Source organism: Alkalihalobacillus sp. BA299, assembly GCF_017745675.1.
Lineage (GTDB): Bacteria > Bacillota > Bacilli > Bacillales > Bacillaceae_F > Alkalihalobacterium.
On the sequence record NZ_JAFLJM010000013.1, the window covers coordinates 1 to 26,267 of the forward strand.

The 26,267-nt window shown below is 36.7% G+C and carries 19 protein-coding genes, 15 tRNA genes, 2 rRNA genes and 3 pseudogenes; 37 read left to right on the forward strand and 2 right to left on the reverse strand.

What is annotated here, in order from left to right:
- From J0N78_RS16540 to J0N78_RS16625, 18 genes and pseudogenes are all read left to right on the forward strand, one after another.
- Positions 1-126, forward strand: a 23S ribosomal RNA gene (locus J0N78_RS16540); the annotation flags it as partial.
- Between the two features lie 229 nt (positions 127-355).
- Positions 356-471, forward strand: a 5S ribosomal RNA gene (gene rrf, locus J0N78_RS16545).
- Positions 472-480: 9 nt separating this feature from the next.
- Positions 481-556 (forward strand) — tRNA-Asn (locus J0N78_RS16550).
- 4 nt (positions 557-560) lie between these two features.
- Positions 561-654 (forward strand) — tRNA-Ser (locus J0N78_RS16555).
- A gap of 24 nt (positions 655-678) precedes the next feature.
- Positions 679-753: transfer RNA gene (locus J0N78_RS16560), tRNA-Glu, on the forward strand.
- Positions 754-889: 136 nt separating this feature from the next.
- Positions 890-965, forward strand: a tRNA-Val gene (locus J0N78_RS16565).
- A gap of 158 nt (positions 966-1,123) precedes the next feature.
- Positions 1,124-1,200, forward strand: a tRNA-Met gene (locus J0N78_RS16570).
- 4 nt (positions 1,201-1,204) lie between these two features.
- Positions 1,205-1,280: transfer RNA gene (locus J0N78_RS16575), tRNA-Asp, on the forward strand.
- A gap of 143 nt (positions 1,281-1,423) precedes the next feature.
- Positions 1,424-1,499: transfer RNA gene (locus tag J0N78_RS16580), tRNA-Phe, on the forward strand.
- A 5-nt stretch (positions 1,500-1,504) separates the two neighbouring features.
- Positions 1,505-1,580 (forward strand) — tRNA-Thr (locus J0N78_RS16585).
- 78 nt (positions 1,581-1,658) lie between these two features.
- Positions 1,659-1,743: transfer RNA gene (locus J0N78_RS16590), tRNA-Tyr, on the forward strand.
- A 15-nt stretch (positions 1,744-1,758) separates the two neighbouring features.
- Positions 1,759-1,832: transfer RNA gene (locus J0N78_RS16595), tRNA-Trp, on the forward strand.
- A 21-nt stretch (positions 1,833-1,853) separates the two neighbouring features.
- Positions 1,854-1,928 (forward strand) — tRNA-Gln (locus J0N78_RS16600).
- Between the two features lie 4 nt (positions 1,929-1,932).
- Positions 1,933-2,007 (forward strand) — tRNA-Gly (locus tag J0N78_RS16605).
- A 13-nt stretch (positions 2,008-2,020) separates the two neighbouring features.
- A tRNA-Cys gene (locus J0N78_RS16610) sits at positions 2,021-2,094 on the forward strand.
- A gap of 22 nt (positions 2,095-2,116) precedes the next feature.
- A tRNA-Leu gene (locus tag J0N78_RS16615) sits at positions 2,117-2,205 on the forward strand.
- 35 nt (positions 2,206-2,240) lie between these two features.
- Positions 2,241-2,322, forward strand: a tRNA-Leu gene (locus J0N78_RS16620).
- A 169-nt stretch (positions 2,323-2,491) separates the two neighbouring features.
- Positions 2,492-3,145 (forward strand): annotated as a pseudogene (locus J0N78_RS16625) (tyrosine-type recombinase/integrase).
- On the opposite strand, the pseudogene J0N78_RS26685 reads toward J0N78_RS16625, so the two are convergent.
- A pseudogene (locus J0N78_RS26685) lies at positions 3,132-4,163 on the reverse strand (Tn3 family transposase); the annotation flags it as partial. The pseudogenes J0N78_RS16625 and J0N78_RS26685 overlap by 14 nt on opposite strands.
- Before the next feature lie 448 nt (positions 4,164-4,611).
- Here J0N78_RS26685 and J0N78_RS16635 point away from each other — a divergent pair.
- The 12 genes from J0N78_RS16635 to J0N78_RS16690 all read left to right on the forward strand — a co-directional run bounded on the left by J0N78_RS16635 (position 4,612) and on the right by J0N78_RS16690 (position 17,808).
- Positions 4,612-5,835 carry an ROK family transcriptional regulator gene (locus J0N78_RS16635; protein WP_209124207.1) on the forward strand — a complete coding sequence of 408 codons (1,224 nt, stop codon included), beginning with the start codon at positions 4,612-4,614 and terminating at the stop codon, positions 5,833-5,835.
- 15 nt (positions 5,836-5,850) lie between these two features.
- On the forward strand, positions 5,851-6,735 hold the full coding sequence (locus tag J0N78_RS16640) for a carbohydrate ABC transporter permease (RefSeq protein WP_209124208.1): 885 nt from the start codon (positions 5,851-5,853) through the stop codon (positions 6,733-6,735).
- Positions 6,736-6,850: 115 nt separating this feature from the next.
- Positions 6,851-7,612 (forward strand): carbohydrate ABC transporter permease, encoded by a 762-nt coding sequence (locus J0N78_RS16645; RefSeq protein ID WP_247747393.1) that lies wholly within the window; start codon positions 6,851-6,853, stop codon positions 7,610-7,612.
- A 113-nt stretch (positions 7,613-7,725) separates the two neighbouring features.
- Positions 7,726-9,054: an ABC transporter substrate-binding protein gene (locus tag J0N78_RS16650; RefSeq protein WP_209124210.1), complete on the forward strand. Its 1,329-nt coding sequence runs from the start codon at positions 7,726-7,728 to the stop codon at positions 9,052-9,054.
- Positions 9,055-9,135: 81 nt separating this feature from the next.
- On the forward strand, positions 9,136-10,989 hold the full coding sequence (locus J0N78_RS16655) for a glycoside hydrolase family 125 protein (RefSeq protein ID WP_209124211.1): 1,854 nt from the start codon (positions 9,136-9,138) through the stop codon (positions 10,987-10,989).
- A gap of 93 nt (positions 10,990-11,082) precedes the next feature.
- The gene (locus J0N78_RS16660; protein WP_209124212.1) at positions 11,083-11,610 is read left to right on the forward strand and encodes a glycoside hydrolase family 15 protein; all 528 of its coding nucleotides are present in this window, start codon (positions 11,083-11,085) and stop codon (positions 11,608-11,610) included.
- Positions 11,607-14,960 (forward strand): glycoside hydrolase family 31 protein, encoded by a 3,354-nt coding sequence (locus J0N78_RS26355; protein ID WP_209124213.1) that lies wholly within the window; start codon positions 11,607-11,609, stop codon positions 14,958-14,960. Before J0N78_RS16660 ends, J0N78_RS26355 begins: the two co-directional genes overlap by 4 nt.
- Before the next feature lie 90 nt (positions 14,961-15,050).
- Positions 15,051-15,362: a hypothetical protein gene (locus J0N78_RS16670; protein ID WP_209124214.1), complete on the forward strand. Its 312-nt coding sequence runs from the start codon at positions 15,051-15,053 to the stop codon at positions 15,360-15,362.
- A gap of 235 nt (positions 15,363-15,597) precedes the next feature.
- Positions 15,598-16,179, forward strand: a complete 582-nt coding sequence (locus tag J0N78_RS16675; protein WP_209124215.1) for a CGNR zinc finger domain-containing protein — start codon at positions 15,598-15,600, stop codon at positions 16,177-16,179.
- A gap of 123 nt (positions 16,180-16,302) precedes the next feature.
- Complete coding sequence (locus tag J0N78_RS16680) at positions 16,303-16,857, forward strand: HPP family protein (protein ID WP_209124216.1); 555 nt, start codon at positions 16,303-16,305, stop codon at positions 16,855-16,857.
- A 25-nt stretch (positions 16,858-16,882) separates the two neighbouring features.
- Entirely contained in the window at positions 16,883-17,161 is a 279-nt protein-coding gene (locus J0N78_RS16685; RefSeq protein WP_307794959.1) for a DinB family protein, read from the forward strand.
- 116 nt (positions 17,162-17,277) lie between these two features.
- Positions 17,278-17,808, forward strand: a complete 531-nt coding sequence (locus J0N78_RS16690) for a hypothetical protein (RefSeq protein WP_209124217.1) — start codon at positions 17,278-17,280, stop codon at positions 17,806-17,808.
- Positions 17,809-18,309: 501 nt separating this feature from the next.
- Here the strand turns inward: J0N78_RS16690 and J0N78_RS16695 are convergent.
- Entirely contained in the window at positions 18,310-20,157 is a 1,848-nt protein-coding gene (locus J0N78_RS16695; RefSeq protein WP_209124218.1) for a XylR N-terminal domain-containing protein, read from the reverse strand.
- Positions 20,158-20,350: 193 nt separating this feature from the next.
- Between J0N78_RS16695 and J0N78_RS16700 the strand changes: the two genes are divergently transcribed.
- The 7 genes and pseudogenes from J0N78_RS16700 (at position 20,351) to J0N78_RS16730 (ending at position 26,262) form a co-directional block, all read left to right on the forward strand.
- Positions 20,351-21,295, forward strand: a complete 945-nt coding sequence (locus J0N78_RS16700) for a VOC family protein (RefSeq protein WP_209124219.1) — start codon at positions 20,351-20,353, stop codon at positions 21,293-21,295.
- A gap of 11 nt (positions 21,296-21,306) precedes the next feature.
- Positions 21,307-22,134, forward strand: coding sequence for an alpha/beta fold hydrolase (locus J0N78_RS16705; protein WP_209124220.1), 828 nt, complete (start codon positions 21,307-21,309; stop codon positions 22,132-22,134).
- 29 nt (positions 22,135-22,163) lie between these two features.
- Positions 22,164-23,354 carry an acyl-CoA dehydrogenase family protein gene (locus J0N78_RS16710; protein WP_247747387.1) on the forward strand — a complete coding sequence of 397 codons (1,191 nt, stop codon included), beginning with the start codon at positions 22,164-22,166 and terminating at the stop codon, positions 23,352-23,354.
- A 74-nt stretch (positions 23,355-23,428) separates the two neighbouring features.
- Positions 23,429-24,391 (forward strand): fumarylacetoacetate hydrolase family protein, encoded by a 963-nt coding sequence (locus J0N78_RS16715; protein ID WP_209124221.1) that lies wholly within the window; start codon positions 23,429-23,431, stop codon positions 24,389-24,391.
- A 5-nt stretch (positions 24,392-24,396) separates the two neighbouring features.
- Positions 24,397-25,141, forward strand: a pseudogene (locus J0N78_RS16720) (acetaldehyde dehydrogenase (acetylating)); the annotation flags it as partial.
- A 314-nt stretch (positions 25,142-25,455) separates the two neighbouring features.
- Positions 25,456-25,776: an acyl-CoA dehydrogenase family protein gene (locus J0N78_RS16725; protein ID WP_209124222.1), complete on the forward strand. Its 321-nt coding sequence runs from the start codon at positions 25,456-25,458 to the stop codon at positions 25,774-25,776.
- Positions 25,777-25,791: 15 nt separating this feature from the next.
- A complete protein-coding gene (locus tag J0N78_RS16730; RefSeq protein WP_209124223.1) occupies positions 25,792-26,262 on the forward strand; it encodes a flavin reductase family protein in 471 nt (156 codons plus the stop codon).
- Positions 26,263-26,267: the final 5 nt, after the last annotated feature.

Here is a 26,267-nt window from a genome sequence, read left to right on the forward strand (position 1 = left end):
AAGATGAGATTTCCCATTACGTCAAGTAAGTAAGACCCCTTAGAGATGATGAGGTTGATAGGTCTCGGGTGGAAGCGTGGTGACACGTGGAGCTGAGAGATACTAATCGGTCGAGGACTTATCCAAATAGAAAAGCGTTGAACTTGATCTAGCACATTATCCAGTTTTGAGAGAATCACTCTCAATAATTTAAGCACGAAGAAAATCGCAGCTTATCACAATTTTAAAAGGATTTTCAGAAGCAAGAAGTTCAAGGAAGCAAAATTCTGAGGAGCGGAGCGTATGTCATTAATACGTGAGCACCGCAAGAATTGCAGCTGACGAGGAAAATCGCAGCTTATCAAAATCCGTAGAGTCTAGTGGCGATAGCGAAGAGGTCACACCCGTTCCCATGCCGAACACGGAAGTTAAGCTTTTCAGCGCCGATGGTAGTTGGGGGCTTCCCCCTGTGAGAGTAGGACGTCGCTAGGCTTATATTATTCCACAGTAGCTCAGTTGGTAGAGCAATCGGCTGTTAACCGATCGGTCGCAGGTTCGAGTCCTGCCTGTGGAGCCAAATTGGAGAGCTGTCCGAGCTGGCCGAAGGAGCACGATTGGAAATCGTGTAGGCGGTGATAAACTGTCTCGAGGGTTCGAATCCCTCGCTCTCCGCCAGAGGATTTAAATATAGAGATACACGGCCCGTTGGTCAAGCGGTTAAGACACCGCCCTTTCACGGCGGTAACACGGGTTCGAATCCCGTACGGGTCACCAAATGAATTAAAGAAGATTTTTAGAAGCAAGAAGTTCGAGGAAGTGAAGTTCTGAAGGAAACGGAGCGTATCCTTAATACGTGAGTACCGTAAGAATGAAAGTGACGAAGAAATTCGCAGCTTATCAAAATCTGAATGGAGGATTAGCTCAGCTGGGAGAGCACCTGCCTTACAAGCAGGGGGTCGGCGGTTCGATCCCGTCATCCTCCACCATATATTAGTTAAATAACGACGTGGGGTGGAGCAACGAGCAATGCATCGATGAATATTCATCGAGTTGTTTCGACGCATATACTGCGAAGGAAAGCTGGAAGAGGAAGGAACAGTCAGACTCTACGGAGAGTGAACATCATCCGTAAACTTTATAACGACGCGGGGTGGAGCAGTCTGGTAGCTCGTCGGGCTCATAACCCGAAGGTCATAGGTTCAAATCCTATCCCCGCAACCAAAGTGGTCCCGTGGTGTAGCGGTTAACATGCCTGCCTGTCACGCAGGAGATCGCGGGTTCGATTCCCGTCGGGACCGCCATTTTTAGTGTATTAGTAGAGGGTTGAGAGAAGCAAGAAGTTCGAGGAAACAACCAAACGAACACCTGAATGTATAAGTAATACATGAGGACGTGAGTGAGGGAAGTTGACGAAGAGATTCGAAGCTTATCGCAGACCGAATAAGGCTCGGTAGCTCAGTCGGTAGAGCAATGGACTGAAAATCCATGTGTCGGCGGTTCGATTCCGTCCCGAGCCACCATTTATGCCGGTGTAGCTCAATTGGTAGAGCAACTGACTTGTAATCAGTAGGTTGGGGGTTCAAGTCCTCTCGCCGGCACCAGGAGTATTTAAGAATACTTTTAAAAATTACTTTTAGATCATTAATCTAATATGATATAATAATAAACATTAAGATGATGGAGGGGTAGCGAAGTGGCTAAACGCGGCGGACTGTAAATCCGCTCCCTGAGGGTTCGGCGGTTCGAATCCGTCCCCCTCCACCATGTAGTATAAATTGTAGGGGCATAGTTTAAAGGTAGAACTACGGTCTCCAAAACCGTCAGTGTGGGTTCGATTCCTACTGCCCCTGCCATTTTAATATCTTATAAAGCATTGGGCTATAGCCAAGCGGTAAGGCAACGGACTTTGACTCCGTCATGCGTAGGTTCGAATCCTGCTAGCCCAGCCATTATGCGGAAGTAGTTCAGTGGTAGAACATCACCTTGCCAAGGTGAGGGTCGCGGGTTCGAGTCCCGTCTTCCGCTCCAAAATTTTAAAAATGGCGGCATAGCCAAGTGGTAAGGCACGGGTCTGCAAAACCCTTATCCCCGGTTCGAATCCGGGTGCCGCCTCCATTTAAATAGCAGTAAAGTCCTAGCCGGGGTGGTGGAATTGGCAGACACACAGGACTTAAAATCCTGCGGTAGGTGACTACCGTGCCGGTTCAAGTCCGGCCCTCGGCACCATATTTATGTTTACCAAACAAAAAATCTATCGATTGGCCGGTGTGGCGGAATTGGCAGACGCGCACGACTCAAAATCGTGTTCCTTCTGGAGTGTCGGTTCGACCCCGACCACCGGTACTTCTATTCTTTACTTTTACATATCGTTAATTACAGAAGAATTAAGTAATACCAACGTTTACAACGTCTTTCTACAAATAGTAGGAAGGCGTTTTTTATTGTTTTTTTTAGCTGATTTTCACACGACAAATTATATTAAAATCGTGTTCACCGTTGGGAGGAATTGGCTATGGCAAGACATAAAAATATTTTAGACGATAGTGAATTAGCTGTTATTGAGAAGAAATCAAAATCTTATGTTGATTCATTTTCTGAAGCGATTGATTTATTTGTTAAGGACTGTGAAATAGCAACATTTACTAAAGACCAATTAAAAAAATTATTCAAACAACCAGACTTAAAGACATTCACTGGTGTACTTGATTATTCAATTATGTTGCTGATGCTTGAAACTGGAATTAGGGTAAATGAGTTAGCTGGACTTTCTTTAGATGATATCCGTTGGGAAGATAACATGATAATAATAAGGAATGCAAAAAGTTACCGCGAACGATTGGTTCCAATTCAAAAAGAAATGAAACAACAGCTAAAGAAATATATTGCAATACGTGGTTATGTTGAAAGTGAAGCCTTATTTGTAACTGTTGATGGTACTAGGCTAACTAAAAGGGGAATACAGCAACGCATCTAATATGGAGATATGGCTAACCTAAAAGATGTAAGATGTAGTTGTCACACTTTTAGACATACATTTGCAAAATTAAGTGTTCAACAAGGTGCTAATATATTTGAATTACAAACTATTCTAGGTCATACCAGCATGGAAATTGTTAAAACTTCCGTTAATCTTTTTGGAAGTGATGTCTCTATAGCCCCCAATTAATCGGTCTACTTAAAACCGGTTGCAGGTGAGGATATTCCTCATTCATGCCAGTTTCTGGAGATATAACTTTTGAGAACCGATATTCTTTGAAGCGTGGCATCAGTTTAAAACCAAGCAGATGACAAAAAGCAAAAGCAACCACACTTTGCCCGTGTGTATCGACATAATTTCGATCGATTTCCATATCTGTGCAGTGACGAAGGCCCCCTTCTATCATCGCAGCCACTTCGGAAGAAAGACAGGACTTAAGCTGAGAATAAATACATGCCGATTTTCGATCTGTATGCCAATAGATCATAACTCCCTGCCTCTTATAACGAGGATGCCATTCGGAAAGCAGGTTCTGATCCAAAGATCCAAAATGTTTTGAAGCGGAAGGACATGCAGTAGTAGCTTCTCCCCAAACTTCTTTCTGTCGATGGTAGATAATATGATTGGTAACCTCTGCATTAGCTTTTCGCAAATGATATTTATGAATAAATTTTTGACGGATATACCGAAGTTTCCGATAACTCTCTAGGTAGTTTCCAGCAGAAACAGCTTTCAAACCTGCATTCGTTCCTAATCCATATAAACTTAGAAGAAGCCGTCGTTGGATGGCTTTAATCACTGGCTGATGAAATTGATTGTTGGACCGAAAAGTAAGATTCATTAAAATATTAGAAAAAGCATTTCGATAATATCCACGATAAGAAGCGTGCGTCTTTGTATAGACTTTTTCTTTTGTACTCCCGATTATTTTTTGTCATATCTTTTATAATATCTTGAATAGTGAAGGCGCTAACAATAGGGAATAGAGTATCTTGAATGACTCCTTCCGGGTGATCCATGGTCGCTTTCAATAAATTGACAATATGTTTATTTTTCCCTTGGACTCTTTCTAATTCTTTTACTGCTTCTTTTCGGGTAGTATGCTTGGCCTTATTTCCGAACTTAAGCGTAATTTCATCCAATAAATCAGCTAAATAATCAATGAGTTCCCATGACGTTACGAAAATAAGATAGCAAGTAGGGTATATGAAAATACTTTAATAATACTGTAAATCCTAAACGACTTGCCCCTGTTTTATTACCAATCAGTTTCTTTCAATTGGTACTACTACAAAATGTTCTAGTAGCTCATCTTCATTCCAATTTCGTTTCATAAATCCTCTTCCCCTAATCTTAAAATAATTACTATTTTGAGTGTAATCTATTGATTAGAGGATGAAAACTATACTTTGCGGTCTAGAGTAGTAACGCTGTCACTAAGCTTACTAGAATGAATGCAACAGACGGTAAAGGAGTAATTCCAAGGATTAAAGCCTATAACCATTCTCTGTTGCTTCTTATATACACAAAACAAACTCCCTAAGTAATTAGTGAGTAATATACAATTTACAAAAAAATCAGAAAAAATACTTGCTTCATTGAAGAAAGTAAGTTATTGTGTATTTAACAGAAAAAACCAGTAAGGAGTAAATATCATGTCCAAACTCAGGAAGGCAGATAAAAACTTAATCAAGGATTTGAATAGATCAGCAGTGATTAATGCAATAAGGCGTAATGGTCCCATTAGCCGTACTGACTTAGCTAAAATAACAAAATTGGGTCAATCAACAATGACAAAAATTATAGAAGAGCTAATGAACTTCGATTTAGTTAATGAGATTGGAGAAGCAAGCTCGACAGGTGGAAGGAAAGCGATTTTATTAGAGTTTAATAAATTATTTGCCAATGCAATTGGTATAAAGGTTATGAAAGACCACTTAATATTTGCACTCACCGATCTACAAGCAAACATCATTGAAAAGAAAGAAATCTACTTTGAATCTTCTTTAGATACTCAACTTATCATCAACCTCATGAAAGACACAATCAACCAACTCCTTGAAGAAAATCATTTAGAAACTAATAATTTAATCGGAATCGGAATAGCAGTATCAGGATTAGTAAATGGAAAAGAAGGTGTAGTTCTAAGTTCTCCGCTCCTAAACTGGGATAATGTTAATTTAGCCGCTCCTTTGAAAGAAGAATTTCAATTACCAGTTTTAATCGATAATGATGTAAATGTTTATACTTATGCAGAGCTTGAATTCGGATATGGAAGGAATAGTAATCAATTTATTTGTATCTCAATTGGTGATGGAATTGGTGCCGGCTTTGTCATCGATAATAAATTATATAAAGGTGAATATGGTGGAGCAGGGGAATTTGGACATTCCATCATAAGTGTAGATGGAAGACCGTGCTATTGCGGCCAAAATGGTTGTCTAGAGACTTATTTGTCGAATCAGTCACTAAACTTGACCGCACAAGAGTTTTTTTCAAGATATCCAAACAGTGACCTTTTCCGTGAAAACATAAACTATGAAACGATTACGAGAGCTGCTGAGAATGGTGACCCGTTGGCATTTGTTCTTTTTGAACAAGTGAGTAAATATTTGAGTGTTGGCCTTATTAATGCTATTAACACCTTCAACCCTAAAAAAATTGTTTTAATTGGAGAGGCTCTTCTAGGAAAAGACTATTTCATTGAAAAAGCAATCGAAAAATCTAAAAACAATTTCTTTAAAGATTCCTTCGACAGTGAAATTGTATTATCCGATCTTGGGGATGATGCGTGGTTACAAGGTGCTGCATTACAGGCAATTAATCAATTATTTCAACCCCCAATCTATGAAGAAACAAATTCTCTAGTTAGTTCATAAAAAGGAGTGACAAACATGGTTGGTGATAGAGGGATTAAAAAGGTTTTAATTGTAAGCGCATTCTTACTACCTAACCTTCTAGGTTTCCTATTTTTTATTGGGGTTCCTATCGTTGCTTCGCTAGGCATCAGTTTTACCGAATGGGACCTGTTATCTAGCCCTGAATGGGTAGGCTTTGATAACTATGTGGCTTTAATGTCTGACCGAGATTTTTGGGCTGCATTAGGACATACGTTTTATTTTATTGGAGGGTATCTACCACTCGTCATTGTTGGTGCTTTAGCTATTGCATTAATTTTAAATCAGAAGATTAAAGGAAGAACTTTTTTTCGAGCAGCTTATTTTGTACCTGTTATTACTTCTTGGGTAGCGGTATCGCTTATTTGGAAGTGGTTATTTAATCCAGTTTATGGTTTGGTAAACTATGCTCTTTCCTGGGTAGGAATTACGGGCCCAGCGTGGCTGCAAGACCCGAGTTGGGCGATGCCAGCAGTTATTTTAACTAGTGCTTGGAAAGACCTAGGCTTTGTAATGGTTATTTACCTTGCTGGACTTCAAGGTATTTCATCAAGTTATTATGAAGCAGCTGATATGGATGGAGCAACCCCTTGGCAGAAATTTTGGCATATTACACTACCATTATTAAGTTCAACAACATTTTTTGTAACTGTTATCTCGTTAATCAACTCATTTCAGGTGTTTGATCAAATCATGATTATGACAGATGGAGGTCCCGCTGGATCAACAAGTGTCATTGTAGAGCGAATCTATAACCATGCATTCCGTTATTTTGAAATGGGTTACGCATCTGCAATATCATGGATTTTATTCCTCATTATTTTTATTGTAACTATTATCCAAATTTGGTTTCAAAAAAGGATGGTTAGCAATGGAAACTAAAAAACAATTACAAACACAAACAGACCCAGTTTATATACAAACTAGAAAAATAGATTATAAGATAATTTTTAAACGAGTTTTATTTTACACAATATTAATACTTGGGGCTGCTATCATGCTGATTCCGTTTATTTGGATGGTGTCAACTTCACTTAAAACATCAGGTTCTACTATGGTTTTACCGCCTCAAGTTATCCCTGATGAAATAAACTGGGGAAATTATGTGAGAGTTGCTGAAGCTTTTCCGGTATTTAAATTTCTTTGGAATTCCCTTTTTGTTGCTATTACCTCTACGTTAGGACAAATCTTATTATGCTCTATGGCAGCCTATGCTTTTGCAAGACTTGAATTTAAGGGAAGAAATATGATTTTCATTATTTATTTAGCGACGTTAATGGTTCCTACACAAGTAACAATGACACCTCAGTTTATATTAATGAAATATTTAGGATGGCTCGACACATATCAAGGTCTTATTTTACCAGGGATTTTTAACGCATTTGGAACTTTCTTACTTAGGCAATTCTTTTTAGGAATACCAAAAGAATTAGAAGAAGCTGCTTTCATAGATGGAGCTAGTCACTTCCGCGTCTTTTGGCAAATCATCTTGCCACTAGCGAAACCAGCTCTTGCCACACTGGCTATCTTTTCATTTATGCAATCATGGAATAACTTTTTATGGCCGCTTATCGTTGTAAGCGACCCAGAAATGATGACACTTCCATTAGGATTATCTTTACTTCAAGGAAGGTGGGAAACAGATTGGAATTTAATGATGGCTGGTGTAGTGATTAGTGTAATTCCTGTTTTAGCGGTTTATTTATTCGCGCAACGGTACTTTATACAGGGGATTACGCTGAGTGGTATGAAAGAATAAGAGGCGATAGATCCCTTTTAAGGAGGTGGTAACACCCAGCTAAAAGTAAGTGTGTCGATAAGTCGTGGTCATTGATTCATATTTTATTTAATCTTGAACAGGGGGTATGAAAAATGAGAAATTTATTTAAGTTTTTAGCTTTTATATGTATAGCGTTATTTTTGGCAATTGTAGGTTGTAGTCAAACAGATACTTCCTCCAATGAAGCAAGTAATAAATCAAAAGAAGGAAGTGAAAATAAGGAAACAACGAGTGTATCAGATGATGGCGAAGACGTTGTAACCATTGACTACTTTACATTTTCTCCAGGAGAACAACATGAAGAGGATTTACAAAAAATGATTTCAGCATTCGAAGCAGAGAATCCCAACATCAAGATTAATTATGAAATGGCATCTTTCGACGATTATTTTACGAAACTTCAAACACGCTTAGCGGGTGGTTCAGCTCCTGATACATTTGAATTAAATTATGAGAGCTTTGTTAATTATGCGTCTAAAGATGTGTTGTTACCGCTTGATGAGTTAATTAAAACTGATTCAGATTTTGATCCATCTCAAATTAATCAAGAAGCTTTTAAGGCATTTCAACACAATGGGAAGCAATATGGAATGGTAGAGTCCTTCTCAAATGTTGTCCTTTATTATAATAAGGACTTATTTGATGAAGCGGGTGTTGATTATCCTTCAGCTGATTGGACGTGGGAAGATGAATTGGAAGCTGCTAAAAAATTAACGAACAAAGACAATGGAATCTATGGAACCTATGCACCAATTCAATTTTGGGAGTTCTATAAAACAATTGAACAAAATGGCGGATCAATCTTTAACACAGATAAAACGGAAGCAACTGTTAATAGTGCTGAGAACATTGCGGCTCTTCAATGGATGATTGATAAAGTTCATAAATATGACGTTACACCATCTGATGCAGAAATGTCAGGTCAATCTGATGGAGACCTATTTAAAGCTGGAAAGATTGCAATGCTTAGAACTGGAATTTGGATGATGGGTTCATTTGGAGATGTACCGTTCGAGTGGGATATTGCATTAGAACCAGGAAATACCCAAAAAGCACATCACTTCTTTGCAAACGGGTTAGCAGCACATAAAGATACGGAGCACCCTGAAGCTGCGTGGAAATGGTTAAAGTTTATGAGTGCTAGTGAGGATGCAGCTAAAATTCGAGTTGATAGCTCATGGGAATTACCAGCTGTTAGTAATACAGAGTTAGTAGATGCCTACTTACAACAAACACCACCAGAAAGCAAGGAAGTCGTATTTGAAGCGCTAGATTCATTAGTTGTACCACCAGTAATCGAAGAGTGGAATAAACTAACGGACGCATTTGGGAAGGAACTAGATTTAGTTAAATTTGGTGAAAAGACACCTGAAGAAGCGTTAAATGATCTTCAGCCTCAAATTCAATCGTTAGTTGATTAAAGGACTATCTATGGATAAACGGGAGAAGAAGGTATCCTGCTTCTCCCGTTAAATGAACGTAAAAATAAAAAGGAGGCTACTATGTCTATATCTATAAAAGAAGCAAAATATATTCCTACTGGAAATGAAATGGTATCAATTCCTACTCTACGAGAAGATGGTTCAATTGAGAGTATTAATGTGATGAGTATGAAATACAGAGGGTTATTAGAAATGGTAGGTCAGCCATTTATTTCACCATTTATTGAGGTAGATAATCAGCAAGTCCAGTTTGATACATTGGAGTGGGAACGTCAAAACTATTGGATACCCAGTTATAAAGGCAATGAAAAAGACATTCAATTTTCAGGAACCATTCATGCACCGGTCGGAGAAAGAGGATTTTATTATGAATTAAAAGTGACAAATCAATCTTCGCAAAAAAAACAGATTTCTTTTGGTTTTGAAGGTGAATGGAGTCAAACCTATCACACCATAAATGAATCACGGAGTTTTAATGGTAAATTACACACATTTGCTAGTGGATGGAATCACTCTCACGTTATGGAATTGCATACAGAAACGTCTCAACTGTCATTAGCGCCAATGTTTAATGAAGCGTTAGATCATGAAGAGTGGGAAAAAGTAAGTCCGAATTCTACAAGATTTCATTTTAGTAGAAATGTAGATGTAAATCCCTATGAAGAACAAACACTTGTTGTATATTGGGGGGTTGGATTAGAAGAAGTGGGAGCTGCAACCTCTGCAAAGGAAATGAAAAGACAAACGGTTGATACGCTTTTAGAGCGTTCAATTACATGGTTATCCGATCGAAAGCTCCAAATTTCTGAAGAAGAAAAAGTCGAAGAGATCATGAATGTTAATGCGTTTTTCAATTACTTTTATGCAACGGGTTTAACATTTGATACAGAAGAAGATGTATTAGTTACATCAAGAAGCCCTCGGTATTATGTATCGGCAGCATATTGGGATCGTGATAGTCTATTGTGGAGCTTTCCAATGATATTACAAGTAGATGAAAAAAGAGCAAAAGAAATGTTAACTTATGTTTTTACCACACAAAGAAAAAACATCGGTATTCATAGTCGATATATTGATGGTATTGTGCTTGAGCCTGGCTTTGAACTAGATGAATTATGCGCACCTATTATAGCGCTGTCTATGTATGTTCAGAAAACAAATGATTACTCTTACTTAGAGAAAAGTTTTGTTAAAGAAAGTATTGAATTAGTTTTAGAAAGATTAGAGGAAAACAAACACCCAGATTTGCATCTATATAGTACGTTTCTTCAGCCAACTGATGACCCTATTGTATTACCGTATTTGACATACAATAATGTTTTGGTATGGAGAACCTATATGATTCTTCATGATTTTTCATCCCATACCCAAACACTACCTAACCAATCATTTGAGGAAAAAGCACAATTAATTAAACAGGCCATTTATTCTCATTGCATTTTTAAAGACAATGAGTTTGGTGATTATTTTGCATGGTCCATTGATTGTGAGGGGAACCACAACATCTATGATGAACCACCTGGGAGTTTACAATTACTTTTCTATTATGGCTTTTGTTCTTCTGAAGACTCTATTTATCAGAATACCGTTAACCTGATTCGGTCAGAACGATTCCCTCATGCCTTTAATGGTTGTGCATTTGAAGAGTTAGGGTGTGAACATGCCGATCATCCATGGGTATTGTCCATCGCTAACAGTCTACTCTCGGGCAGGGAAGAACAAGCAAAAGAGTTATTAATGAGAACACCTTTAGATAATGGTATTGCATGCGAGAGTATTAACGAAAATACAGGTGTATCAGAGACAGGAGAACATTTTGCTACATGCGCTGGATTTTTAGCATATTCATTGTATTTTGCATTTGGTCAAGAGGAGGTTCATAAATGGAAAAACAATATCCTGGCATTGGAATAGTCGGATATAGATATTAGTGGAAGATATAGAAGAAACAAATGTCTATAAAGAGAGTCCAACGGGGTTTGTGTATCGAACATATCAAAAGATGATGTGCATGAAACGATATGGAGAAACCTTGCAACATCAATTACAGAACATATTGAAGAAGGAATGTGGATTGATGAACAGAAGCGGTATGGATATGGTTATGTATTGTATGATGATGAATTAGTGAGAAAGTATGATACTCCACAATACTTTGGCCCTTTATATGGTTACCCAATTTCAGATAAATTTAGAGAAATGATAGATTCATCTCTAAATAACCAATCGTTTTTTGAATATGGAATAGGCTACAGTGAACAAGAGTACCATCATGGACCTTGGATATTTAATACCGCTGCAAACGCTCAGTGTCAAGCGCTGGTTGGTAATGATAATAATTATGTCTCCATTGTTCATTGGATGCTTGAACACTCAAATGCGTACGGGTTATTGCCTGAAGCGATCGATGGGAATTCAGAAGATATTTGTTTTATTAACCCGCTTACATGGGCTTGTGCAGAATTTATTTCTGCTGTTTCAATTGGGAAGCATTTATTAACAAAACCTGATTTGAAATTGGAGGTAAAAGGGTGAGTGTAATAAGTAAAAAGCAAGAGAGACTTATAACAGAGTTTTTTGAAATACACCATTTACAGTTAAATAATAACGAACAAGAGGCGAAGTCAGCATTAAGGGCTGTCATTTCCCGTACCGCATCAACTACTGCAATTGAGCATTCATTATGGACTTGGCTTTTAGCTGAACAAGTTTTGCGTTTTGGTGAAACAGAACTAATGTCAGAGTTTGAGTCCTTTATCGAGACGTCAGTGGAACTTATAGAAGGAAACTGGAATAAGCCACAAGCGCATCTTTACTTGCCGTTTTCAAATGATATCTTCACTCTACATTTAGCAATCTATTATTCTTCATTAGTTAATTTAAAGAATATCGGTTACAACCCTAGTATCCAACAAACGGCAACAGCGATAAGAGATCGTGTATTCGAAGGGCAATTAAAAGGTGGGATGGTGATTTGTTCACCCAATCACCCGTTTGCATCTACAGATTTGCTTTTATCTGTACTGCCGTTTGGACTCTTTTCGCCAGAAGATTTAGTCATGGTAGAAGCGGTAAAAGATATTGAAAATTCGTTAGTACAAGGTGATATTGTATCAGCTTCTCCTCTTGATAAAACTCATACAGATTTTGGGGCTGCCTTATTATCTTGGTACTTTCTTGAAAAAGGGGACCAATCAAAATCAAAACATTATTTGAAGCTTTCTAGAAATCCTTCAAACTTAGTTTCGTCACATGTTCAAAGCATAATAAACCACTATTTATCCTTAGAGGAAGTTACATTAATCACTCACGTACCTTATGGGAATGAAAATAGGTATGAACCACAATTGTATGAACGAGTACCTCATAAGCCAATTGAAAATGAAGAAGTTACGGTACAATTTACTGCTCCATTTTCGAGTAAAGCATCTGCTTTTGTATATGTTGTTCACGGTTCAAATGAAAGTAAAATAAAAGCAGACTATATTACCGGAGACGAACCATATTGGAGAGCAAATATTGGATTATTTGCTGCTCATACTAAGGTATCGTATTTTATTGAATGGGTAGGGGAAAATCAGACGTTGAGAACCCCTGACTATGTATTTTTTCCTTTAAAAAAAGTAGAGCTACGTAATCTTGCAGGAAAACAAATTAATCATTATCAATTCAAGTTTTGGCCAAAAGACATAAGCATACCACTGGCTCTATTTATAGATACAAAAAAACAAGTACTAGAGATTCAAAAAGCGAATGTTTATGAAGAACAAAAGGGGTCACTTAAGCCAAATCATGTGTTGGCAGATCAAAAGCTGCCCCTTTTAGTTGAAGACCCTTATGTAGCACCGATACAGATTTTGGTTGACAATATGGGAAAGTGGGTTGACCTCTCTCTGCGATTTCATAGTCCTTTAGATGAACGATTTTTTGGAATGGGAGAACGTTATCACCAGTTGGAATATAGAGGTGAACAATTAGATTGTTACGTGTACAACCAATATCGAGACCAAGGTGCAAGAACATACATGCCTATTCCTTTTTTTATAAGCTCTTTAAACTATGGATTACATGTGAAAACGAGTCATTACACGAAATTCGATTTTGCAAAGCGTTTTGATGATGTACTGATCATTTCAATCGATCACCATTATAAAGATAAAGAGACGACTACATTACAATTTTATAAAGGAACTCCTATAGAGGTTGTTAGTAGATTTACAAACGATACAGGTCCTGCAGACATGCTGCCTGTTTGGGCGTTAGGTCCATGGATGTCGAGTAATAATTGGGACCGGGACAGTGTAGTCCGTGAGCAAGTGAAGAAAACAACAGAACTGAAAATTCCATCTACGGTTTTAGTATTGGAACAATGGAGTGATGAGACAACTTACTATATTTTTAATGACGCAATATATTCTCCAACAGATGGTAGTTCACCATTATCTTATAAAGATTTTACGTATCCTGAATGGGGAAGATGGCCCAATCCAAAGGGGTTAGTAGATTTTATTAATGATAATGGGATGGAATTAATTTTATGGCAAATTCCAATTATGAAGTACTTAAATCGACAACATCATCCGCAAAAGGATAATGATGAGTCCTACATGTTAGAGAAGGGATACTATATTAAAGACAATAACATGGAACCCTATCGAATGCCTGAAGGGTGGTTTAAAGAAAGTTTATTAATGGATTTTTCCAACCCAGAAGGTGCAAAATGGTGGTTTGATAAAAGACAATATTTGTTAAATATCGGAGTAGCTGGATTTAAAACGGATGGCGGTGAAATGGTATTTGGAGATACAATCCGCTTTGCAGATAGTCGATTAGGCAGTGAGATGCGAAATGAATACCCAAACGATTATATTGAAGCTTACTATAATTTCGCTCAAAAGCATCGACCTAACGATGCCATGACATTTAGTAGATCAGGCTATACAGGCGCTCAAAAGTTCCCTGCACACTGGGCTGGAGATGAACGTTCTACTTTTGCTGCTTTCAAGCGGTCCTTAATAGCAGGTCTATCATCCGGTTTAAGTGGTATTATTATGTGGGGCTGGGATTTAGCCGGATTTAATGGGGAGATTCCTTCTTCCGAATTATTCATTCGTTCTGCTCAAATGGCGGCCTTCTGTCCAATCATGCAGTATCACGCAGAAAGTAAAGCGGAATTTAATCAAGACCGTACACCATGGAATATTGCAGAACGAACAGGGGATGAACGTGCTATTTCGGGATATAGATACTTTGCGAATGTTCGAATGAATTTACTTCCTTATATTACAGAACAAGCAAAATTATCAGTTTCTCAAGGTATCCCATTAATGAGAGCAATGATGCTGGAATGTCCAGATGATCCTAAAACGTTTAATATGTATGATCAATATTTCTTTGGTGAGAACTTACTGGTTGCTCCTGTTATTAAGGAGAATTCTGAAAAACGTTCTGTTTACTTACCTTCAGGCAAGTGGGTAGGTTTATTCAATAAAGAAGTCCATAACGGTAATCATTATATTGAGGTTGATGTGCCATTGATGGAAGTTCCAGTATTTCAAAGAAATAATAGTGTTTTGATTACTAATGTTTCAAAAGAGAAAAGAGAATTAGGAAGCTTTGTCGGAAACTCAATAGATTCATATGAATATCCAGTAATTCATATCGCTACGGATCAATCATTTGTTTACAATGGAAAAGACCATTTAGGTGAAATGTGGAAAATAACAGTTAGAAATAAAGAAGACAAAGTAGTTATTGATGTAGTTTCAAATCGAAGAGAGTTCTTAATTAAATATACAAATACATCACACGAAGATAAAAAAGTACAGATTAATGGAGTGAATAAAGTTAGAGTCGTTGGAGTAAATAAAACTTCAGAAATATAGAACACTAGTAGTTCTTTAAAGGGTGTCGTTGGCTTCTAAAAAAGGTAAGGTACCGATTAGGGAAAAAATTTATAGATTAAAGGAGTTAATTTGAAGAAAGTACAGTTGCCTTTTATCTCTTTAACAATTTTCATTTTAGTAATAACATCTTTTGGCTCTAATGTATTTGCAATTGATGGAGTATATCACAACCCATATGGGGATGATGCATTGTACGGTGTTCAGGCTACTGAACGAGCTCCTAGAGATCCTGTAGCTGGAGAGAATGTATATGTTAATATTACAACATGGCCTGTTGAGCCTGGCCAATCAGCGTGGGTAGTTTGGAAAAAGAATGGAGTTTCTCAACCATCTGTTGGTGCTGAGTATAAATATAATGAGGGAAAGACAAGATTTCTATAGCAAATACTTTTAAATGAATAATTGATCGTTTTGAAATGAAAAGGTTCGTACTCTATACGGAGTGCCTTTTCATTTTTTATGGAGTAAAAGATTGAGTATATTCACATATTTGGAAATAGTTTACTTGATAAGTAGCTGGCTAATATGAATCTAAAATAAGATATAATGATTATATAACCTTTCAACGATTATTTTAATGGTTAGAATATAATAGGGAAATTGGGAGGTAAACTTAATGACTGAAGCAAACAAATTTCCACTTATATCAGGTTATCTTTCTCTTGATTTAGTGAACACGGAAATAGTAAGACGTGGTCAACGTCAGGATTTATTGCTCTCGGAAGAGGATTTGATGGACTGGCTTCATGTAATAAAAGAGGAAAACTCTTATTGGGATGATCAGCTATTCTTAAAGGTCAAAGAGAGGATTGGACAAGTATTATTATGTATTCTAGAAATGCGGACTGTTTTAAGAGACTATTTTGAATTAATAGCAGATGGACAGTCATTTTCAGATCAATTTATTGCTTTTTTAGAAAAAACTGTCGAAAAAGCACCATTCACTTATAAATTAATGGATAAAAAATTGATTCCCATTCCTGTTGGTGAGGTAGAGGATGCCCTTTTATCGTTGATTGCCTTTGATATATTAACTTTAATTGAAACAAAAAAGCTGTCCTCCCTCAAACGATGCTCCAATCCGGATTGTGTACTTTTATTTATTGATGAAAGTGGAAGACGCAAGTGGTGTTCAATGAAAATATGCGGAAACAGAAAAAAAGCAGCACGGTTTCAACAAAGTAAATCCGACGAATGATGAAGAACCGACTTATTTCAAGAGTTGGTTTTTTTGCATACAATATAACTAACCCCTAAAATACGTTTTGACAGGTTAGTTATATTGATGTAAAGTAAAAAATAAGTAGAAGGAGGGGAAATAATGGATCGCGCTACAACAGTAAAGCGAGAAGAAGCACATTTATTTCACGTACGTTATTTATCTAAAATGAAAGGGAAAGGGAGAAGTCCATTAAAGGTAAATGTAAAGGACATAATAACCGGGTTAATCGGGGGATTTTTAACCATTTTTGCGTTAGTGGTTTTAACAAACATGACAGCAGCCGTATGGTTAATGGCTCCCTTTGGTGCTAGCTGTGTGTTGGCATTTGGTGCATGGAACGCGCCTTTATCACAGCCGAGAAATATTATTGGGGGACATTTTGTTTCAACATTCGTTGGATTAGCCATATATCAGTTATTGGGTAATGAACCTTGGATGATTGGTTTAGCTGTCGGTTTAGCGATTGCGTTTATGATGATTACAAAAACGACTCACCCACCAGCAGGGGCAGACCCACTTGTTGTTATGCTGGGCGCGTACAGTTGGAGTTACTTAATTACACCGGTATTAATCGGCTCGGTGATAATTGTTTTCTTTGCGTTGATTATTAATAATTTGCGCAGTAACCGGGAATATCCTACATTTTGGATATGATTAAGAATGTTCAGGAGGGAATAAAGTGGAAAACTATATCTTTAAACAATTAAGGTTTGTTCGGGATAATACGATTGGTCATGTGGCAGAAATGAATGATGAGACATCACTTTCCATTCCAGAAGGATTCAATAACAATATTAAATGGAATCTCGGGCATATATATGTCGTGCAAGAAAAGTTCGCCTTTCATTTCACTGGAGAAGAAATGAAGATACCTGATCAATTTACAGAATTATTCAGTCCAGGCACTAATCCAAGCGATTGGGGAGAAGAGGTGCCACCAATTTATGAATTAATGTGAAGGAATGTACTTAACGAAGCAGAATTGCAAAATAATTAAGTTTCAGACCGTATATAGAACAGAATATTTTTAGTGAGGAAAGAAAATTCTAAGAAGAAGTAAAGGAGGGAGCGAATATGTCATTAAAAAATCAATGGTTATTTAATATTGCAATGGTCTTAATATCATGGTTATCACTTCCCTTAGTGGGAAAACGTAGCATAAAGAGATTTCTTCCAGCATCGACCCTTGCAATCCTTTTAACTATTTTTGATCTCCAAATCGGAAAACAACGCAGATGGTGGTCATTTTATAATAAACCACAGTCGACTATTTCAAATGAATTTCCTTTTCTCATAGGTCCAATGTTGGTGATGTCTTTATTGTCATTAAAATGGACATACGGAAATTTTAAAAAATTTATTATGCTAAATGCTCTTTTTCAAGCAATTTTTACATTTCCGATTACAAGGTTGTTTACAAAATTAAAAGTGTATAAATTAGTTTGGTTTAATGAACTTCAATTCTTCTTGTACTTCTTTTATAAGGCCTTTTTCTTATATGGATTTCAGTATCTATTTGAAAATAGGAAGGAATTAATAGGCTTCACCAATATGAACAGAGAGATTACTATTCAAACCATTGATGAGAACCTACGTGCACCATAAGATGATGACAGTAAAGAATTGGCACGAAGCTAAAAGGTGGCGGTTATTGCGTTATCGGGGGCTTTTGTTTAATAAGGCTTTGCGTAATGAACTTCCATAATCGGGCGCTTTTCTGGAGTAACGAAAAAATTCCAATTTCTCATATTAATGATGAGAAATTGGAACTTTTAATAATGTAATTTTCTAAACGTTGTAAATCCGCGTTTATCTATACTTAGTAGTGAAAAGTCTTTATTTCATAAGGTTTTTACATTGAATACATTGTTTACAGAGTTAAGATATCAAGTATCTAAAATAACTTTTCAATCAATTTTTATTCTTTAAATACTTTAAATACTAATGATTTTCATAGTACAGATAATCGCGTTTTGTTGGTAGGCCCCCTACTATAAAAAAATAGTAGCACAAATCATGGCCTTGGTTTGACTACTAATGTTAGTCTGTTTTGAATGTTGTACATATATTTATATTTAGTATTTAAAGCTTAGTAAATTCGATATTTTATAATAAAATATTCAATTCGATGTCGCCTTCAATTAAATTAATCTTGTGGGAGGAGATTTCTATAGCTTTTAATAATAGTAAATATTGAAAGTTTTCATTTGGATCTTTTAAGTCAGATTCCAAATAGTTTTTAATGTTATCTAAACGATATAGTAGACCACTTTTAGAAATGTTTAAAATACGCATTGTTGCTTCGATTTTCAAATTATTATTTAAATAGACATAAAGTGTTTGTAATAATTCCTTGCTCTTTTGCTCCTTTAAACTAAGGATAGGAGCGAATTTATGCTTCGATATTTGTATAATGTGATCACTATTTGATTCATTTATAAAAATTGAGAGGATACTAATGTTTTTAAAGGCAGCGATTGAACCGTTTGAATCGGAAAGTAGTGCAAGTGATGCCTCATGATAATGTGAATTTGCTTCGTTTATAGAATGACCCATATTGCTATAACCAATTTGTAGAGGATGATTTGGAAATTGCCTGCACATCAATTGATGAAGATTTTTTAAAAATGAGCCGACTTCCTCTTCACTATTCAGACGATGGAAAATTATCGTGATGATTTCCTGTTCTTTATTGGTTATTAGGATACGATATTTTGAGAGTTGTTTTCGAATATAGTGCTCCATTTCTTGTTGAATAGGGTCAATGTTTTTATGCCATCTAAAGACTGCAATCGTGTATTTTTCAGTGACATCGATGTTGAAAAAACGTGATTTGGAAAGGATTTCATTGTAATTGGCGTGCTTATTATTGATTAAATTGTGAGTAAAGTGATTTTCATCCGTTTCACTTGAATTGGTCTTAATTTGATTGGCCATTAAGAGAATTGAAATTACATTTGAAATTTTGGTAAGAATTAAATAATCATTTGATATAAATAGATTTTCTTGACTATTTATTATTGATAAATAAGCTACTACCTTATTTTGGATAACGATTGTATTACATAATCGCGTATGGTGATCAAGTTCAATTACTTTTTTGTTAAATGTGAGTTGTTGACGTTGTTCAAAGAAATTAGCACCTAATTGTTGACGCTGTTGTTGATCATATTTATACATATCTTGTTGGATAAGATCTATCTCGTTTTTATTAAAACCGATAGAATGTGCAACATTAAAAAAGATATCTTCAATCACAAATTTACGGTCTAAAGCAAGAAATGCTTGTTGGAGAACCTCCTCGATAGAAGCGCCATCTGTTATCGATTGAATTAATTTGTTTTGAATATTACTTAATTCAATTAAATCGAAGTTCTTCTCTGGTGGATTTTCTTTAGATGCTTTTTCTATTAATGGTTGCACTGTATATATCTCCCAAGTGCAATTTTTATCCCCTTTTGCCACGCAATTTTTTTCCACAACATTTACTTCAAACTGACAAATCGTACTCATGTAACCTGTAGCAAAGCCAACTAGTGTATGACAAACTGGTTTATCGCTTTGTCCAAATTGTTTTAAATGCTCAATTGCTTCAAATGATTGTTGCCATGTTCCAGTACCGTGAATGGTTTTAATTGTATCATCCCCGTAAAGCTCGAGATATCCTTCGAAAATAGAACCTTTAATATGTCCTTTCTTACAATGACGAATAGGACCTTGGTTAATTAATTCCTTAATATTGAAATATTTATCTCTCATTAACATGGCATCTGTTTTTCCCAATTCATAACCATAATTGAACATTAGTTCTCTAGCTTTTTCATCATCAACAGTGTTTATTAATTCATTTCGTAAATGGGCAATCGCCTTTGTAATGACGATGTAATCCATCTCGTCTTCTGTATATTCAGATTGAAAGGTAGTCTTATTGATATTTACAATTTGCGAACTCACTTAACATCCTCCTTATGAAATACTCATTAATAAACCATTTATTGTCGTTTATCCTAATATTTCTTTATTTCCATACCAAACGAATAGTACTGAATGCGCTTTCATTTCCGATCGAATAGTGTGTTGTTAGAATATTTTATCTTTTGTATGCTGATGTTGTAAATAAATTTATTTTTCACAGGAGGATGTATTTATGTTACCAGAAATCGCAAAGCTAGGCCATATCGCATTAATTACTCCAGATTTAAAGAAATCATTATGGTTCTTTACTGAAGTATTAGGTCTCGAAGAAACAGAGGAAGTAAGTGGTACACATTATTTAAGAGCCTGGGGAGATTTTGAGCATCATACATTGTCGTTAACACAAGGAGAAAAATCGAAAGTAGATCACATTGCATGGCGTACAAAACGTCCTGAAGATGTAGAAAAATTTGCTGAAATGTTAGATGCTGCTGGAGCTAATATAACTTGGGTTGAAAAAGGTGTTGAAGCCGGACAAGGTAGAGCGATCCGTTTCCAATTACCAAGTGAACATCCATTTGAAATTTACTATGAAATGGAAAAAACGAAACCAGACCAAGACCGTAAGTCAGTGCTTAAAAATCAAGTATATAAATCATGGCGTAAAGGGGCTTCCCCAAGACGATTCGACCATGTGAATTTAGCGACTTCTCAAGATCCAGCTGTAATTCATAAATGGTTAATTGATAATTTAGGATTTAAACTGCGTGAATATGTAGATTTAGGAAATGGTGTTATTCAAGCTGGGTGGTTGAGTGTAACGCCGTTAGTTCATGATATAGCTGTTATGGCTGAGCCAGAAGCTGAAACACCAAATCGGTTACACCATCTTGCTTATTGGTTGGATAATGCACAAGACATTTTACGTGCAGCTGATATTTTAAGTGAAAATGGTATTGAGTTTGTTGGGCCAGGTAAACATGGTATTTCTCAGGCAATTTACTTATATGTTAAAGACCCAGGAAGTAATCACCGTATAGAACTGTTTTCAGGAAGTTATTTGATTTTTGAACCTGACTGGGAGGCTGTTCAGTGGACTCCTGAGGATTTAAAAGTTGGTTTAACTTATTGGGGACAAGATGCAGTAATTGGTAATGAAGAATCAACGGAAGCCTAGGAGGCATCAATATGGGATATCAAACTGACATTCTTGATACAGGAAATTACAAAACTTTCTATTGTGAAGCCGGAACAGAAAATAAAGAGGTGCTAGTATTTTTACATGGATCAGGACCGGGTGCCAATTCAGTTAGTAATTGGCAACCTATCCTTAATGAACTTTCTGAAGAATATCATGTTATTGCGCCTGATATGTATGGGTTTGGTCATACGCAGCATCCGGAAAAACACCCTAAAACATTTTGGGAATGGACGCAATGCCGGGTGGATCAAGTTCTTGAACTATTAGATAAAAAGAATATTCAAGAATTTAATCTAATCGGGAACTCAATGGGTGGATATGTAACATTAAATGTTGTGCTACATGCACCAGAAAGAGTTAAAAAGGTCATGTTAATGGGAAGTGCAGGTGGGGAAGCTCCACCAACTCCTGAAATTTTACGCATGGTCGGTTTTTATAAAAATCCAACTTTCGAAAATTTACGTAATCTTACTACTTGGTTTGTATATGATCCGACACTGATACAGGATTCTTTAGATGATATTTTAAAAATCCGCTTTGAGATGGTACAAAAACCAGAAATTCAAGAATCATATAATCATCATATGTTCCCTGGACCAGGTGAAAATCTTATTCCACCAAATGCTTTAAAACAAATGAAACAACCATTTATGCTATTACAAGGCTATCATGATCGTTTTGTTGCAAAGGAAAGCAGTCTCAGTATGATGAACTATTTACCAAATGCTCAATTACGGTTATTTACTCAATGTGGACATTGGATTCAGATAGAGAAAAAGAATGAGTTCTTATCAGCGGTGAGAGAATTTTTCTAAAAAAATTAAAATATACGAGGGGATAGTATATGAAAGTTCAAATGCAGGCATCGAATAAGGTATTTACTGAAACTGAATTGAAATTGATTGAAAAAGCTCGTGAAGCGGGTCAACTTGCTGAATCAGAATTAGTTACTTCAGAGCAGAATGCATCTGTTTCTCAAAACTTTGTAGATAAATTAATTGAATCTGGTATTACGCGTACAATGTTACCAAAAGAATATGGAGGACCTCAAATTTCACTGCGTGGCTTAGGGGCAATTGTGCGCACAATTGCCTATCATAATATTTCAGCTGCTTGGGTAGGTTATTTCTTTCCATTACACAATTCTTTACCTTCACATCTTCCGCAGGAGGGAAGAGATGAAATCGTAAAATCTGAAGATTTAATTGTAGATGTTTTCGCACCAGTAGGTCAAATGACTGTTGTAGAGGGGGGGATCCGTTTAACTGGGACGTATAACTATACAAGCGGCGTTGCATTTGCAAAATGGATAGGATTAGGTGGCTTTGCTCAATTGCCGGAGTCAGATCGTCCTGAATTTCTTATGTGCTTCATACGTAAAGACGAAGTACAAGTAAATATAAACTGGGATACATTTGGACTTCGTGGTTCAGGTAGTAATCAAGTTGTTGCAACCGATGTATTTATTCCGAGAAGTCGTATTTTAAGACTTGAGGTTGCGAATGATACACGCCGTCCGCCAGAGGGTTCTAATTATGATTCTGATTATCCATTCTATCATGTACCATTCTTCTCGGCGTTCTATCTGGGCTTCCCTAATATGGCATTAGGTGGTGCAAAGCGTTTAATCGATGAATATAAGAAGCGAACCGAGGCTCGTGTACGCCTGCATGGAGAGAATGAAAAAGATTCTCCACGCAGTCAGCGAATTCTAGCTAAGCTTATGCTGCAATATAAAAAAGCTATTGGCTTAATGGATCAATATTATGAGTTGTTAGCGACATATGAAACGGAAGGTCCTTATGAAAAGGGTGAGTTTTCTGCAATACGCGCTGAAATTATTAAAATTAGTCAAGATATCGCTACAACAGTAATGGTGTCACTTGGTGGAGCAGCACTAACGAAAAATGACACGATCGAAGTATTTGTACGTGACATTATTGCAGTTGCATCGCATGTTACTTCATTATATGAAGATGCTGTTTATTCTTATGGTCGTAATTTATATGGCTACCAAGGAATTGGCTGGGGATAATCAGCTGATTTTAGTATTAAGTGGTTATTCGATAGTAGAATAGCCGCTTGTTAATAGAGAAGGGAGGAAAAGGAATGGGTGTAAAGCTAATTCGATATTCTTTGAATGATGAGATTTCATGGGGGATAGAGGAAAATGAAAAGCTTTACCGCATCTCCAGCGATCAGCCACTAAAAGAAATCATCCAATCAAAAATCTATGAAATTGAAGATAAAGAGCAAGTAAAAGAGACTGTTAATATTTGTAGTCCGATTACGAAAGATGCTCAACTCTTCTGTCTGGGAGCCAATTATGGAACCCACAGGGAGGAATGTGGTCTAGATGCCAATAAACCTCCATTTAATTTATTCTTTTCAAAAGCATCAAGCAGTTTAACATCTGCAACATCAGATATTATTTGCCCGCCTCATGTAGAGTTGCTTGATTATGAGATTGAACTTGGACTTGTGATAAAGCAGACCATTCAAGAAGCGGTGCACGTAACAGAGGGAAATCTAGCTGATTATGTAGCTGGACTTGTCATAATGAATGATATCTCAGCGAGAGATGTTCAAATGCTGGAAGGGCAATGGTTAAAAGGGAAAAGTTATCGTACTTTCGCACCTGCAGGCCCCTATGTTTATTTACTTGATGAAGATGAAATTCAGTGTATTCATAACTTGGAAATTATATTGAAGGTGAATGAAGAAGTTAGACAACAAGCAAGCACTATTCAATTACTATATAAACCTGCTGAAACGTTAACAGAGTTTTCACAGCTACTCGATTTACATCCAGGAGATGTGATTTTAACAGGAACAACTGGCGGTGTGGGTCTTACATTGAATGAAGAAATGGTTCAAATTTTACAAGATAAAACTTTAAACTTCAAAGAAAAAAAACAACTATTTGTAGAAAATCAGCTGCAATCTAACCGCTATTTACGCCATAACGATGTAATCGAAGCGACTATTTTTAGTGAAGATGGTCATATTCATTTAGGTACACAGCGTAATCGGGTTGTAATGAGTAAAGTGGAAAAACAAGGAAGGGGCTAAGCGATATGACCAAGGTAGAAGTAGCCATTTTAGGGTCGGGTAATATTGGGAATGATTTGATGAAAAAAATAGAGCGTTTTAAGAAGAGCGAAAGAAGCGGGATATGCTGCTATTGCAACTGGATTGGATGGGTTTTTAGAAACCTCTGAATTAGCAGATATTGTATTTGATGCAACGAGTGCTTATGGACATAAAGTACATGCAGAAAAATTAAAGGCACATGGCAAGCAAGTAGTAGATCTCACACCAGCTGCAATTGGACCATTAACAGTACCTTCAGTGAATTTAATGGAGCATATAGAAGCAGGGAATGTCAATATGTTGACTTGTGGTGGACAGGCAACAATTCCAATGATTCATACGGTTTCTCAACTTTACCAAGTAGAAAATGCAGAAATTGTTGCAACCATTGCTAGTAAAAGTGCAGGACCGGCAACACGTGCAAATATCGATGAATTTATTAAAACAACGAATAATGCAATTGAGGTAGTTGGAGGAGCGAAGCATGGCAAAACGATTCTGATTTTAAATCCTGCGGAGCCGCCAATTATGATGAATGACACAATTCATCTACTACTAAAGGAGCATGTGAAAGATGAAGAGGCTTTAGTCGCGGCGCTTGAACATGCGGAGCAGGCCGTTCAGAAATATGTACCAGGCTATCGCTTGAAAAAGCGGCCATATATTGAAGGAAATCGAATTAGTATTTTCTTAGAAGTAGCCGGAGCTGCAGATTATTTACCAGCGTATTTACCAAAGAATACGCGTGATGAAATTGTCAATCAAAACGTATTAATCTGTGATGTATTTGTTCCAAATAATAGAGTAATTAGATTGGATCATGCAGATGCTTTCGGGAAACCTCCTGAAGAGGATTACGACAAGGACTATGCATTCTATGATACACCGTTCTATGCCACATTTTATCTTGGATTCCCGGCAATTGCACTTGGTGGTGCAGAAAGAATTTTTAAGGAATTTAAAACGATGACTGAAAAGCGAGTACGCCTTACAGATGGTGTTCGAGAAAGTGATCACCGAGAAGTCAGCGTGTTCTAGCAGAGATGACAGTTCAATATCATGCAGCAGATGCTTTAATGGATAAATATTTGAATTTGCTGAAGCAGTCCAGAGGGAAAAATCAAGAGGCGTTTTTACGTGGTGAATTTTTCGCCATTCGTACAAATATCATTAAAATTTGCACAGAAATTGCAGTACGTTCACTATTAACACTTGGTGGAGGGGCCCTTTATAAGGGTGGAGCGATTGAAATGTTTATCAGGGATATTTTAACAGTTGCTACACATAAAACATCATTGTATGAGGATTCCGTTGCTGCCTATGGGATGGAACTATTTGGATTTAATAGTGGCATAAGAGGATAAGGGGGAGGAATTATTATGGAAGATCGTTCATTTAGAGATGCAATGGGGAAATTTGCTACAGGGGTGACAGTAATTGTCACTGAAACAAATGGGGAGCCGCATGGTATGACGGCGAATGCATTTATGTCCGTATCATTAGATCCAAAATTAGTAGTTATTTCAATTAAAGAAAATGCGCGGATTTTGCCAAAGATTCAGGAATCGAAAAAGTTCTCTGTCAATATTTTATCGGCTGAACAAATGGATTTGTCGAAAATTTTTGCTGGTCAAATTAAAGATCAAGAAGTGGCATTTGGTCTATTAGACAATACAGCAATTATCCCTGAAGCAATCGCTCAAATTGTATGTGAGGTTTCTGCAGAGCATGTTGAAGGTGACCACACATTGTTTATCGGTAAAGTTACAGATATCACAGTGAAAGACGGAGATCCATTATTATTCTTTAATGGCCGTTATCGAGAGCTTCAAGATGTAGAAGTAGGTTAATTTAA

Coding starts and splice junctions, on each gene's coding strand:
- J0N78_RS16675 (WP_209124215.1), top strand. CDS start 15,598: ATGACTGAAGCAAACAAATTTCCACTTATATCAGGTTATCTTTCTCTT.
- J0N78_RS16645 (WP_247747393.1), top strand. CDS start 6,851: ATGCTGATTCCGTTTATTTGGATGGTGTCAACTTCACTTAAAACATCA.
- J0N78_RS16700 (WP_209124219.1), top strand. CDS start 20,351: ATGTTACCAGAAATCGCAAAGCTAGGCCATATCGCATTAATTACTCCA.
- J0N78_RS16705 (WP_209124220.1), top strand. CDS start 21,307: ATGGGATATCAAACTGACATTCTTGATACAGGAAATTACAAAACTTTC.
- J0N78_RS16640 (WP_209124208.1), top strand. CDS start 5,851: ATGGTTGGTGATAGAGGGATTAAAAAGGTTTTAATTGTAAGCGCATTC.
- J0N78_RS16680 (WP_209124216.1), top strand. CDS start 16,303: ATGGATCGCGCTACAACAGTAAAGCGAGAAGAAGCACATTTATTTCAC.
- J0N78_RS16635 (WP_209124207.1), top strand. CDS start 4,612: ATGTCCAAACTCAGGAAGGCAGATAAAAACTTAATCAAGGATTTGAAT.
- J0N78_RS16730 (WP_209124223.1), top strand. CDS start 25,792: ATGGAAGATCGTTCATTTAGAGATGCAATGGGGAAATTTGCTACAGGG.
- J0N78_RS16725 (WP_209124222.1), top strand. CDS start 25,456: ATGACAGTTCAATATCATGCAGCAGATGCTTTAATGGATAAATATTTG.
- J0N78_RS16650 (WP_209124210.1), top strand. CDS start 7,726: ATGAGAAATTTATTTAAGTTTTTAGCTTTTATATGTATAGCGTTATTT.
- J0N78_RS16715 (WP_209124221.1), top strand. CDS start 23,429: ATGGGTGTAAAGCTAATTCGATATTCTTTGAATGATGAGATTTCATGG.
- J0N78_RS16655 (WP_209124211.1), top strand. CDS start 9,136: ATGTCTATATCTATAAAAGAAGCAAAATATATTCCTACTGGAAATGAA.
- J0N78_RS16710 (WP_247747387.1), top strand. CDS start 22,164: ATGAAAGTTCAAATGCAGGCATCGAATAAGGTATTTACTGAAACTGAA.
- J0N78_RS16690 (WP_209124217.1), top strand. CDS start 17,278: ATGTCATTAAAAAATCAATGGTTATTTAATATTGCAATGGTCTTAATA.